The sequence below is a fragment of the Candidatus Glassbacteria bacterium genome, from assembly GCA_019456185.1.
In the GTDB taxonomy this organism is placed as follows: domain Bacteria; phylum Gemmatimonadota; class Glassbacteria; order GWA2-58-10; family GWA2-58-10; genus JAJRTS01.
The window spans coordinates 31,829-42,844 of sequence record VRUH01000034.1 but is presented as its reverse complement, the minus strand read 5'-3'; the positions used below and the strand labels follow the sequence as shown (position 1 = coordinate 42,844).

The 11,016-nt window shown below is 60.3% G+C and carries 12 protein-coding genes and 1 pseudogene (1 of these 13 running past the window's edge); 6 read left to right on the top strand and 7 right to left on the bottom strand.

The window, feature by feature from the left end:
* Both prfB and FVQ81_12305 read right to left on the bottom strand, forming a co-directional pair.
* Nucleotides 1–848, bottom strand: a pseudogene (gene prfB, locus FVQ81_12310) (peptide chain release factor 2).
* A gap of 150 nt (nucleotides 849–998) precedes the next feature.
* Nucleotides 999–1,673, bottom strand: a complete 675-nt coding sequence (locus FVQ81_12305) for an HAD family phosphatase (protein MBW7997328.1) — start codon at nucleotides 1,671–1,673, stop codon at nucleotides 999–1,001.
* A 269-nt stretch (nucleotides 1,674–1,942) separates the two neighbouring features.
* Here FVQ81_12305 and FVQ81_12300 point away from each other — a divergent pair, with 269 nt between their 5' ends.
* From FVQ81_12300 to FVQ81_12285, 4 genes are all read left to right on the top strand, one after another.
* Nucleotides 1,943–2,821 carry an arylamine N-acetyltransferase gene (locus FVQ81_12300; protein MBW7997327.1) on the top strand — a complete coding sequence of 293 codons (879 nt, stop codon included), beginning with the start codon at nucleotides 1,943–1,945 and terminating at the stop codon, nucleotides 2,819–2,821.
* Nucleotides 2,818–3,366: a DUF4416 family protein gene (locus tag FVQ81_12295; GenBank protein ID MBW7997326.1), complete on the top strand. Its 549-nt coding sequence runs from the start codon at nucleotides 2,818–2,820 to the stop codon at nucleotides 3,364–3,366. Before FVQ81_12300 ends, FVQ81_12295 begins: the two co-directional genes overlap by 4 nt.
* 142 nt (nucleotides 3,367–3,508) lie before the next feature.
* The gene (locus FVQ81_12290) at nucleotides 3,509–4,390 is read left to right on the top strand and encodes a UTP--glucose-1-phosphate uridylyltransferase (GenBank protein ID MBW7997325.1); all 882 of its coding nucleotides are present in this window, start codon (nucleotides 3,509–3,511) and stop codon (nucleotides 4,388–4,390) included.
* The gene (locus tag FVQ81_12285; protein MBW7997324.1) at nucleotides 4,387–5,373 is read left to right on the top strand and encodes a hypothetical protein; all 987 of its coding nucleotides are present in this window, start codon (nucleotides 4,387–4,389) and stop codon (nucleotides 5,371–5,373) included. The genes FVQ81_12290 and FVQ81_12285 overlap by 4 nt, the downstream gene beginning before the upstream one ends.
* A gap of 21 nt (nucleotides 5,374–5,394) precedes the next feature.
* Here FVQ81_12285 and FVQ81_12280 read toward each other — a convergent pair whose 3' ends face one another.
* Nucleotides 5,395–5,796 carry a YjbQ family protein gene (locus FVQ81_12280; protein ID MBW7997323.1) on the bottom strand — a complete coding sequence of 134 codons (402 nt, stop codon included), beginning with the start codon at nucleotides 5,794–5,796 and terminating at the stop codon, nucleotides 5,395–5,397.
* Between the two features lie 174 nt (nucleotides 5,797–5,970).
* Complete coding sequence (locus tag FVQ81_12275; protein ID MBW7997322.1) at nucleotides 5,971–6,264, bottom strand: hypothetical protein; 294 nt, start codon at nucleotides 6,262–6,264, stop codon at nucleotides 5,971–5,973.
* 219 nt (nucleotides 6,265–6,483) lie between these two features.
* Between FVQ81_12275 and trpB the strand changes: the two genes are divergently transcribed.
* Entirely contained in the window at nucleotides 6,484–7,737 is a 1,254-nt protein-coding gene (gene trpB / locus FVQ81_12270; protein ID MBW7997321.1) for a tryptophan synthase subunit beta, read from the top strand.
* Nucleotides 7,730–8,536: a tryptophan synthase subunit alpha gene (locus FVQ81_12265; protein MBW7997320.1), complete on the top strand. Its 807-nt coding sequence runs from the start codon at nucleotides 7,730–7,732 to the stop codon at nucleotides 8,534–8,536. Before trpB ends, FVQ81_12265 begins: the two co-directional genes overlap by 8 nt.
* Nucleotides 8,537–9,155: 619 nt before the next feature.
* On the opposite strand, the gene FVQ81_12260 is transcribed toward FVQ81_12265, so the two are convergent.
* The 3 genes in view from FVQ81_12260 to FVQ81_12250 are tightly spaced (each overlapping or abutting the next) and all read right to left on the bottom strand, a layout consistent with a single transcriptional unit that may run on beyond the window.
* Nucleotides 9,156–9,914: an ABC transporter ATP-binding protein gene (locus FVQ81_12260; protein MBW7997319.1), complete on the bottom strand. Its 759-nt coding sequence runs from the start codon at nucleotides 9,912–9,914 to the stop codon at nucleotides 9,156–9,158.
* Nucleotides 9,911–11,002, bottom strand: coding sequence for a transglutaminase domain-containing protein (locus FVQ81_12255; protein ID MBW7997318.1), 1,092 nt, complete (start codon nucleotides 11,000–11,002; stop codon nucleotides 9,911–9,913). The genes FVQ81_12260 and FVQ81_12255 overlap by 4 nt, the downstream gene beginning before the upstream one ends.
* On the bottom strand, nucleotides 10,996–11,016 hold the 3' portion of the coding sequence (locus FVQ81_12250; protein MBW7997317.1) for a hypothetical protein. 393 nt of this gene lie beyond the right edge of the window; only the last 21 of its 414 coding nucleotides appear in the window; its start codon lies off the right edge, out of view — the gene reads right to left on this strand; it ends in the stop codon at nucleotides 10,996–10,998. The genes FVQ81_12255 and FVQ81_12250 overlap by 7 nt, the downstream gene beginning before the upstream one ends.

Below are 11,016 nucleotides of genomic sequence, written 5' to 3'. Positions count from 1 at the left end.
TTTCGCGGTTGCGGTGCTGGCTGCGCTCGTTCTGGCACTGGGTGACAATCCCGGTGGGAAGATGGGTGATCCGAACCGCGCTGTCGGTCTTGTTCACGTGCTGGCCGCCGGCCCCGGAGGCCCGGTAGGTATCGATCCGCAGGTCCTTCTCCTCGATCTCCACCTCGATATCCTCATCGATCTCAGGATAGACAAACACGCTGGCGAACGAGGTATGCCGGCGGCTGTTGGCGTCGAACGGGCTGATCCGCACCAGCCGGTGCACGCCCTTCTCGGCTTTCATGTACCCGTAGGCGTAGTCGCCCTTGACCTCCAGAGTGACGCTCTTGATCCCGGCCTCATCGCCCGGCTGAAGGTCGAGCAGGGCGCTCTTGAAGCCCTTGATCTCCACATAGCGCGAGTACATCCGCATCAGCATCTGCGCCCAGTCCTGGCTTTCGGTGCCGCCGGCGCCGGGGTGGATGGTCAGGATCGCGTTGCGGCGGTCATCCTTGCCGGAGAGCATGTGCCGCAGTTCGAGTTCATCGAGTTTTTTTTCCGCCTGCGCGAGATCCCGACGGAGTTCCGCAAGCATCCCCTCGTCATCGTCCTCCGCCAGTTCCACCAGTTCTACCAGGTCCTCCACCTGTTTCGTCAACCCGGCCATCGGTTCGGTCCAGCGCTTGAGGTCGTTTACCTCGTCGATCACCTTGCGCGCGGCCTCCTGGCCGTCCCAGAATTCCGGCCGGGCCATTTCGGCCTCCAGCTCTTTTACCCTCTCTCCCTTATCCTCCAGGTCAAAGATAACCTCTGAGGTTTTCCACCCTCTGCTTAAATCCGTCAATGGCCTGTTTCAGCTCGGCGTTCATCTGTACTCCATCAAAAATAATACTTTCAAACGACAGCGCATCCGCGCCGCAATCGCGGGCCGGATCGAGATAGATTGTATAATATACAAGGATTTACCCGATTGGGCAAGCTCGCAGCTCTGCCGGGCGACCGTTTTTTAGCCCGATAATTCAGGAGCCGGCGAGGACAGCGTCCATCTCGGCGATCGCCTGGGACGGACTACTGAAAACCACAGAGCGGATACCCAGCCGGGCGGCCGCTTCCGCGTTCTCCTGACGGTCGTCGACAAACAGGCATTCCCGGGGGTCCAAATCGAATTTCGCCAGGCCGCGGCGGAAAAACTCGGGGTCCGGCTTGCGGACTCCAAGCTCCCACGACAGCGCCTGCCCGCGAAAGAACAGCAGCGACGGGAACCGGTTATAGAGCGGAGGGATATGGATCGGGTCGGTGTTGGAGAAAAAATAGATGTTGTACTTTTCCGCCAGGGCGCGGCCGTAGGCAATCATCTCCGCAACCGGCGTGAAGTTCATTGTCCAGATCAGGACAAAATGGCGTAAGCCGATTGCGCAGCCGCTAGCCTCGCAAAACCTCTCGTAATACTGTTCGGGGCTGACATGGCCTGTCTCCATCCGTTCCCAGTAGCTGTCGACAAACACGTGCTCGATCCCGAATTCTTTCTCGTCAACCGAGAGGCTGTAGCGGGCAAATTCACTGATAGTTTGTTCTCGCTCGAATGACAGGAGGACTTTGCCGATATCGAACAGGACATTCTTGATCGCGCTCACACCTTCCTCCCTTTTCTGTCTCCGGGCGCCTGATTCCCGTGATACCAGAAGCTGTTTCATAACCTTAAAACGGGACAACCCCCGCCTGCTTCGCAGGCACCCCCTTTTGGTAAGGGGAATCCTGTCCGGTCTCAGGCTTTTTCGTACGGTGGCTGGGCTTATACGGTTTTAGTCCCCCTTCATTAAGGGGGGAAACAGGGGGTTGTGTTTTTGGGATTACCTGCCAATAGGCGAAAGTTTGAAATAAAATCCAGTTATCAAACAACTTCTAAAAACAAAATTGCTTTTTCAGGCTCCGGTCAACATACTGCTGGAGGAAATCTGCGTCAATCTCAACAGGGATAGAATTCCGTTTGAGCGGCACCGCTCGACAGCTTTTCGCCGGAAGCGCCAAAGCCTTTCTCGGCGAGTTCGGTATAAATTCTCTCCCCGAGCCGGGCAGGGACAGTCTTCACCAACTCTACCGGGCGTTTACCCACCTGCCCTACGAGAATGTCTCGAAAATAATCCGCAGCCGGGGTATCGGGGAGCCGTCAACTGTGAAGCCCTCGTTCCGCTCACCCGCGGAGGTGCTGGAAGGTTATCTCAGCTCAAGGCTCGGCGGCACCTGTTTTTCGCTGACCCACTGCCTCTACACCCTGCTTCGTCACTGCGGGTTCGACTGCTGGCGGGCGCTGGGCGACATGAGCCACGGGCCGAATATCCACTGCGCCGTGATCGTGCGGCTCGGCGGAGGGAAATTTCTCTGCGACGCCGGCTACCTGCTTCCCGAGCCGCTGGAGCTGCCGGTTTCCGGACACAAGTCCCTGGCCGGACGGGTCTACCGCTACACTGTCGAGGCCGAGGCCGGGGAACCGCTCTCCTACAGCCTGTACACGGAATCTCCCGCCGGCGGCGATAAGCGCTGGCGCTACCGTATCCGCGAGCACGCGGTGGACGGCCCGGTGTTCGAATACCACTGGGAGCGCTCGTTCAGCGCCGCGATGAACCATCAGCTCGTGCTCAGCCGCTCCACCGGCGAGGCGCATATCTACGTCCACAAACACAGCGTCCGCCACACCACGGGACTCGGCAGGCACAACGAGAATATCCGCAACCGGCTGGGCGCGAGCGTGCAGGAGATGTTCGGGATCGACGCCGAGCTGGTGGAGCGGGCCAGGGAACTCAGCGAACGGGCGAAAGAAAAACCGGCCGGAGGCCGCAGATGAAAACCAATCCGCCGGCCAAGCACCTGGTCGAGCCTGTCAAACTGTTCATGGCTGTCCTTTACAGCGACAAAGCGCAGCTCGACAAGGCCCGTCAGCGGTTGCGTGAAATCCACGGCGAGGAGGATTTCGTATCTCAAAGCGTACCGTTCGACCATACGGATTTCTACCGCGACGAGATGGGCGGGCCGCTGGAGCGGATCTTTATCTCCTACCGCGAGCTGGTGGAACCCGGAAGGCTGGTGGATGTCAAGCTGGCCGCGGATCGGATCGAGCGGGAACTGGCGGGTGCGGATGGCGGACGGACGGTCAATATCGATCCGGGTCTGCTGGACTACCAGAAAGTGGTGCTGGCCTCGTTCAAGTTCGGCGGACAGAAAATATATCTGGACCAGGGTGTCTGGGCCGACCTGACCCTCTACTACCGCAAGGGCGGCTGGTCGGTGTTCGAGTGGACGTTCCCCGATTTCAAGGCCGGTCTCTACGACAGTCTTCTCCTTGAAATCCGTACCCTCTACAAGCGACAGCGAAAGGAGGCGGGCGGCTAAAAACGTTGACATTTTTTCCGCCCCCTGTCTAAGTTTGCAGGTACCCGAGATGGTTAGATCGCCGATCTAAGCCCACACCCGGAAATCGAAAAATCGAGAACAACCGCACGACAGATCACTCCCCTTAAGCGGAGGCGTACCAATGAGTATCAAGAAAGCGGTAATCCCGGTTGCCGGCCACGGCACCAGGCTGCTGCCGGCGACCAAGAGCCAGCCCAAGGAGATGCTGCCCGTGGGCCGGAAACCGGTCGTGCAGTACGTTGTGGAGGAACTGGAAGCCGCCGGGCTGGACCAGCTGCTGTTTGTCACCGGCAGCAAGAAACGCTCGATCGAGGACCATTTTGACAAAGACGTGGAACTGCTGGAGCACCTGCACAAGAGCGGACGCAAGAACCTGATCGAGGAGATGAAGTACCAGGAACTGAATGTCAGCTTCTATTACGTGCGCCAGAGCGTGCAGCGCGGCCTTGCCGATGCAATCGGGCTGGCGCGGGGTCTGGTTGACCAGGACTCGTTCGTGGTCGCCCTGGGAGACTCGATTGTCAGCGGCAGCCGTGCCGGGGCGCTGATCAACCGGATGCTCGAAGCGCATGCCAAAAACGACGCCGCCTGCACGATAGCGGTCGAAAAGGTGCCGCCCGAGGAAGCTTTCCGCTACGGGATCGTGGAAGTGGGCGACGAGCACAGCCCCGGCGTGTTTCCGATCAAATCGGTGGTGGAAAAGCCGAATGTGGAGGAGGCTCCCAGCGACCTGGCAATCGCCGCGCGCTATGTGTTCAGCCCGGCCATTTTTGATGCCATCGACAGGACCATGCCGGACAAGGGAGGAGAACTGCAGCTGACCGACTCAATCGGGCTGCTGCTGCGCCAGGGTCTGCCGGTTTACGCCGTGCCGCTGAACGAGAAAGAGAGCCGCTACGATATCGGCAACTACGAGAGTTATTTCAAGGCGTTTGTCGATTTCGCCCTGGCTGACGAGAAGTACGGCCACACCCTGCGCCACTACCTGACGAGGAAGTTATGATCGAGGCCTCGGCGCCGGCTCGCGCCGGCGTGATCGGCAATCCCACCGACGGTTACGGGGGCAGCCTGATCTCCTGTACCCTGGGCGAACGGGCCAGAGCGCGCATCAGCGAGTGCGACCGGATCGAGCTGTCGTTCGGGGGCGAGGAAAGCACGATCGAAAGCGAAGCGGATCTTCGCCTCGACGGCGGCGTGTTCGATATCGCCCGCAGCGTGGTGCGCTACCTGAGGATCGCCGAGCGCAAGTTCCGCCTCGAGGGCACGAGCGATATCCCGTTCCGCAGCGGGCTGGCCGGCTCAACAGCGATGCTGGCTGCGGTGTTCGGCGCGATTTGCCGGTTCGTGGGCCGGGAGATGACCCCGTACGAAATGGCCGAGACAATCCGCTATATCGAACTCAACTACATGGATATCCAGTGCGGTTACCAGGACCAGTACATGACCGTATTCGGCGGGATCAACTACCTCGATTTCCGCGCCAAGGAAGTCTACCGCGACCTGAGCGAAGAGGTGTTCGCCACTGTCGAGCCGCTGGCCGCCCATCTAAGTGAACTCCCTTTCGTGCTGATCCATACCGGCGTGCAGCGGGTATCGGGCAGCGTGCTGCGGCCCGTGCGCGAGCGCTGGCTGGATGGCGACCCGGTGGTGGTGGATGGTTACAAGGAGATCAGCGAACTGGCCCGGCTGGGCAAACGCGCCCTGCTGCTGGGCGACTGGGAGGAGCTGGGCCGGCTGATGAACCGCAACCACGAGATCCAGCAGGCCCTGGGAGCAAGCGGCAAGGCCAATGACGAGTTTATCGAGCTGGCGCTGGAGCACGACGCGCTGGGGGCCAAGCTGGCCGGGGCCGGCGGCGGGGGGACGATAATCGTGCTGCACCACGAGCCGGAGAAGATGGTCGCGGCGTTCAGAGCCAAGGGCAATCCCCGGGTGATGACTCTCAATCCCGGGCCGGGCTTGACAGTCTCCGGCGAAGCGGGTTGAATCTGAAAAATATATCCTGAACTACCCCGCCGGACAAGCTGTCACCCACACCTTACGCGTACGGGGGCCATCGAACTCCGCGAAATAAATCCCCTGCCAGGTGCCCAGTTGCAGCCGCCCGCCCTCGATAATCACGTTCTGGCTGCAGCCGACCAGGCTGCTCTTGATATGCGCCGCGCTGTTGCCCTCCATATGCCTGTATGTTGGATGATTAAATGGGATCAATTCATCTATTACTTTAAGTATATCATGAGCCACGTCGGGGTCGGCGTTCTCGTTGATTGTCACTCCCGCGGTAGTGTGCGGCACATAGATTGTCACCACTCCGTCGCGCACCCCCAGCCTGCCGACCGCCTCCTGGACCTCGGCGGTGATATCTTTCAGCTCCGTCCTGCCGGAGGTTCTCACCTGGATTTGCTGCATGTTATTCCCCTTACCGTTCCATCAGTTCAACATTGAATTTCCGCCACCAACGATAATAAAACATCCAGCCTCCCGCAATCATCATTGGAAGCAGATAAAAAAACCGCCCACCGGATTCGATAATCCAGCGGGCGGTTCTGAGATGGGGGACCAGCTCTATCGATAAATCCAGCTTCAAGCAGCCCGGGAAACACGCCGTCCGCGGGGCTGATTGTCACCGTCCGTGACGAATTTCCTGCGCACTCGCACACTGTTGTTGCGACGGTGAGTGACCTGCCCGTTCTGCCGCTGCTCCTGGATGTCAAGCTCCGGATCGCGACGGGCCGGCCGGAAATAGGTCTCCGGCGCTGGCCGCACTATCTCCTTGAGCGAGATAACCCAGACTGCCACGTAAGCCACGCCGATAATGATACTGAAACCGGCGAAATAAGTCGGATCCGCCAGAAACTGCAATGCAATCTTGAACATGGTCGGCCTCCCTGCCGTATGTTACACCCGAATTCCGTTACGGGTGGTTCTGCCTGTAGTGCCTGTCACTGCCTTCCTGATACTATTATCGGCCAGATTTTCCGGCAGTTGAATTTTCGGCTCCTTTTTCTTATTGATCCGCCGACCGCTCTGTCTGCTTGACTTAAACTTCGCCCCTGTTCTATATTTTCTATTCACCATACCAATGAGGATATGTCGATGGCGCAAAAGCTGGACAGTTTCAGCTCCGGCGGGCATTTCGGGCCGTACGGGGGACGTTACGTGCCTGAGATGCTGATTCCGGCGCTCGAGGCACTGGAGCGCTGTTACCTGGAAGCCCGCGACGACAGGTCTTTCCAGGCTGAATTCCAGAACCTGCTTAAAACCTACTCCGGCCGTCCCACCCCCCTTTATTTCGCAGACAATCTTAGCGAAGAACTCGGCGGGGCGCGGATTTATCTCAAGCAGGAGGGCCTGGGCCAGACCGGCAGCCATAAGATCAACAACGTGCTCGGCCAGGCGCTGCTGGCGCGACGGATGGGCAAGCAACGCCTGGTGGCCGAAACAGGCGCCGGCCAGCACGGGCTGGCCACGGCGACAGTGGCGGCGAAATTCGGGCTTGAGTGTGAGATTTTCATGGGTGAGGTGGACATAGCCCGTCAGCGGCCCAATGTCTTCTGGATGCAGCAGCTGGGGGCGACGGTGACGCCGGTTACCTACGGCACCCGCACGCTGAAAGACGCGGTCAACGAGAGTATCAAGAACTGGATCGAAAACCTGGAGACCACCCATCTGCTGGTCGGCTCCGCGCTCTCGGCCCACCCCTATCCCACCATTGTCCGCGACTTCCAGTGCGTGATCGGACGCGAGGTGCGCGAGCAGATAACCGAGGCCGAGGGACGCCTGCCCGACTGCCTGATCGCCTGCGTGGGCGGCGGCAGCAACTCTATCGGCCTGTTCCACCCGTTCCTCGCTGACGACTCCGTGGAGATGGTCGGCGTGGAGGCCGGCGGGTTCGGGATTCCGGGCGGAATGCACTCGGCCCGTTTCCAGGGCGGACGGCTGGGGATTATCGAGGGCTACAAAAGCTATTTCCTGACCGATGAGGACGGCCAGACTCTCACCACCCACAGTGTCGCCGCCGGCCTGGACTATGCCGGGATCGGCCCCGAGCACGCCCTGCTCCACGACCGGGGGCGCGTGACCTATACCAGCGCAACCGATGAGGAGACTGTAGAGGCATTGAAAACGCTGATGCGCACCGAGGGCATCATCCCCGCCCTCGAAAGCGCCCACGCCGTGGCCGAGGTGCTCAGGCGCGCCCCGACCATGGAACGGGACAAGATCATCGTGGTCAACCTCTCGGGACGCGGCGACAAGGACATCTTTATCGTGGCCGAGGCGCTCCGCGACCGGGAATGGCTCGATTTCCTGGCGCGCAAGGTCGAGGAAGGGTTCCCCGGCGATGAGTAAATCCGTCAGCAACATGATCGACCAGAGGCTGGGCAGGCTCCGCGACGAGGGAGGGCACGGCCTGATGGCGCATATCGTGGTCGGCTACCCCGACCTGGCCGCCAGCGAGCGGATCCTGCTCACCCTGCGCGATTCCGGCGCCGATCTGATCGAGCTGCAGATACCGTTTACCGACCCGCTGGCCGACGGCCCCACAATCCTCAAGGCCAACCTGGCCGCGCTCGAGGGCGGAGTTAAAGTGGCCGACTGCCTCAAATTCGCCGAGCGGATGGCCCGGCGGATGGGCGGCGTGCCCCTGCTGTTCATGACCTATATCAATATCCCGTTCACTTACGGGCTGGAACGCTTCTGCACCGACTCCGCCAATGCCGGGGTCAGCGGCCTGATCGTGCCCGATATCCCGCCCGACGAACCCATGGAGCACTATCACGAACTCGCCACCGGCGCGGGACTGCACCCGATCTATATCCTGAGTCCGTCGAGCACGGACGAGCGGATCGGGGTGATCGGCAGCTACGCCGGCGGGTTTGTCTATTGCACGGCCAGGGTGGGTATTACCGGAGCCAGGGAACAGCAGATTGACGGGTTGAAAGACTTTATCGGCCACGTGCGCGCCCGGGTGGACACGCCATTGGCGCTGGGCTTCGGGATCAGCCGGGCCGAGCATGTGGCCCAGGTGCGGGACCTGGTTGACGTGTCCGTGGTAGGCAGCAAGGTGATCGATACGTTCAACAACGCAGAGGATACCGACGCCGGGCTTGCCGCGATCAAGAGTTTTATCGAGGGTCTGCGCGGATGAATTCCCGCGCAAAATGCAAAAGAGCAGTGTGAATCTAAATCAAACTGTATTCCCTGCCCTCTTCGGGCGGACACATGGGTCCGCCCCTACACGCATTATTAAATTCCCCCTTACCCGCCAAATCGGGGGCGGGGGTTGTTTGGACGCGAGAAAAGGAAAAACACAACCCCGTGCATCCACTTACACCCGCACGGCTCGCGAGCAGCCGACCCCGGCTTCCCACTCCGTGCCGCTTGAGATGTTTTGCCTTGTTCATTCCGGCTTATCCTCCAACAAGCGTGTCGAAAAAACGGTCGCCAGCGGAATATAGCTGTCAAGGGTCAGCCAAAGGCTGATTCACCTGCCCTTGACAGCGACAAAACTAGAATCTGTTTCATAACCTTAAAACGGGACAACCCCCGCCTGCTACGCAGGCACCCCCTTTGGTAAGGGGGAATTGTCCGGTTTCAGGCTTTTTTGCACGGTGGATGAGGTTATACGATTTTAGTCCCCCTTAGAAAAGGGGGAAACAGGGGGTTGTATTTTTGAGATTACCTGCCAATGGGCACAAGTTTGAAATAAAACTCCTGTTATGAAACAGCTTCTAATAAATTTGATTCCAGGGCCGTTGAATGTTTTTTCAACGGCCCTTCCACCAGTCGATCTTCTTTATTTTTTCCCCGGCTGTCAGGCTGAGGAACACCTCCTCCAGCCCGCTGTCTTCCTTGCGGCTCAGATGCCTCAGCTCTTCCAGCGTCCCTTCGGCCCTGATCCGCCCGTTCTGGATTATCGCCACACGGCTGCACGTTTCCTCGGCCACCGCCAGGGTGTGGGTGGACATGAACACGCTGCGGCCCCGCGAGCAGAGTTCGCGGAAAATATCCTTGACCAGCCGGATACTGGCCGGGTCCAGTCCCACCATCGGCTCGTCCACCACGATCACGTCCGGGTCGTGGAGCAGCGCACCGGAGAGGATCAGCTTCTGGCGCATCCCGTGGCTGTAACTCTCCACCAGCTCGTCCTGCCAGCCTGTCAGGTCGAAAAGTTCCAGCAGCCTGCCGCCGCGCTCCGCAATTTCCGCTGCGGGCATCTCCCACAGCCCGCCCATGAACCGCAGGAACTCTACCGCTGTCAGACGGTTGTAGATAAACGGCCTGTCCGGGATAAAGCCCACCCGCCGCTTGGCCTCTTCCGGCTGCTCGGCCAGGTCGAAACCGGCCACGCGGACCGTGCCGGCGGTTGGCTGCAGCAAACCCGTGATCATCTTGATCGTGGTGGTTTTGCCCGCTCCGTTCGGCCCCAGGAACCCGAACAGCTCACCCTGTTCGACCCGCAGGGAGATATCGTCCACGGCCGTGAACTCGCCGTACTTCTTTGTCACCCCGGTCAGCTCGATCATCTAAGGTCCTCCAGACCCGTCTCGCTCTCGATCACCTTTACGCCCACCTTACCGATCAGCGGCAGGATTTCCACCTGGCGGTCCATCGTTCCGGCGATAAAGCGCAGATGGGTCGCATCGGCCGGAAACTGCCCGAACACCGGATCCACGCCCACCCAGCGATCCAGGTAGCATTCGCACCAGGCGTGGTAATAAAACGCATCGTCCACGTACACCAGCCCCATCGCAATTCTGGTCGGGATTCCGGCAGCGCGGGCCAGCGAGGCGAACATCACCGCGAACTCGTTGCAGTCGCCGCTGCGCCGCTGCATTACTTCCAGCGTGCTGGGGATACTGAAAATCGGTTTGACGACGATATTGTCTTCCAGCCAGTCGAGAATCTGCCTGATCTTGTCCTCGTCCGGAGCGTTCAGGTCGACGACGCTGGTGGCCAGCTCCAGCAGGCGGGGGTGTTCGCTGAGCACGAACTGGCTCGACGCCAGGGCCGCGTCGCGCACCTCGGGCAGGATATCCTCGGCCGGCGCGGACCTGTCGGGACCGCGGCCATGTACGACCAGCACCGGCGGGTCGTAGCTCTGCGGCCCGCCGTTGAGCAGCAGGGTGTCGCCGTCCAGCCCGGTAATCTCCACCTTGAGCGTCACCAGCTCCCGCGCGTAGGGCAGGTGACGGTCCGGTTCAACCGCCACCAGTTTCTGGATGTCGGTGGTGCCGTCGTTCCACTCGCCGTTGCGTGCGGTTTCCTCATCCTCCAGCACCAGGCGGTAACCCATCCCGCTGCGTTCCTCGATCACCCGGCCCGCGCTGTCGATAAAGCTCACAATCTCCAGTCCGCTCATCTCCTGGCGCACCCTCCGTACCTCGACCAGTTCGCCGCCGTAACGGATAACGGTATCCCCGGCCGCCTCGATTACCAGCGGCACGTTTTTCATCGCCGAGGGATCGAAGACCGTTGTAGTGTAACGCCCTCCCGCTTCGATCTGTTCGTCGTTGAGCAGCAACTGGATCGTGGACGGCAGCTGCGGCGGCTCCTCGATCTCGATCCGTTCTCCCCGGCTTTCACCGGCGACAGTCAGCACCACGTTCAGCACGTTACCGTCAACCC

What these genes read in the sequence shown, in the direction of transcription:
- FVQ81_12305 (MBW7997328.1), bottom strand. Translation starts at nt 1,673, where the DNA reads ATGAAACAGCTTCTGGTATCACGGGAATCAGGCGCCCGGAGACAGAAA.
- FVQ81_12295 (MBW7997326.1), top strand. Translation starts at nt 2,818, where the DNA reads ATGAAAACCAATCCGCCGGCCAAGCACCTGGTCGAGCCTGTCAAACTG.
- FVQ81_12290 (MBW7997325.1), top strand. Translation starts at nt 3,509, where the DNA reads ATGAGTATCAAGAAAGCGGTAATCCCGGTTGCCGGCCACGGCACCAGG.
- FVQ81_12285 (MBW7997324.1), top strand. Translation starts at nt 4,387, where the DNA reads ATGATCGAGGCCTCGGCGCCGGCTCGCGCCGGCGTGATCGGCAATCCC.
- FVQ81_12280 (MBW7997323.1), bottom strand. Translation starts at nt 5,796, where the DNA reads ATGCAGCAAATCCAGGTGAGAACCTCCGGCAGGACGGAGCTGAAAGAT.
- FVQ81_12275 (MBW7997322.1), bottom strand. Translation starts at nt 6,264, where the DNA reads ATGTTCAAGATTGCATTGCAGTTTCTGGCGGATCCGACTTATTTCGCC.
- trpB (MBW7997321.1), top strand. Translation starts at nt 6,484, where the DNA reads ATGGCGCAAAAGCTGGACAGTTTCAGCTCCGGCGGGCATTTCGGGCCG.
- FVQ81_12265 (MBW7997320.1), top strand. Translation starts at nt 7,730, where the DNA reads ATGAGTAAATCCGTCAGCAACATGATCGACCAGAGGCTGGGCAGGCTC.
- FVQ81_12260 (MBW7997319.1), bottom strand. Translation starts at nt 9,914, where the DNA reads ATGATCGAGCTGACCGGGGTGACAAAGAAGTACGGCGAGTTCACGGCC.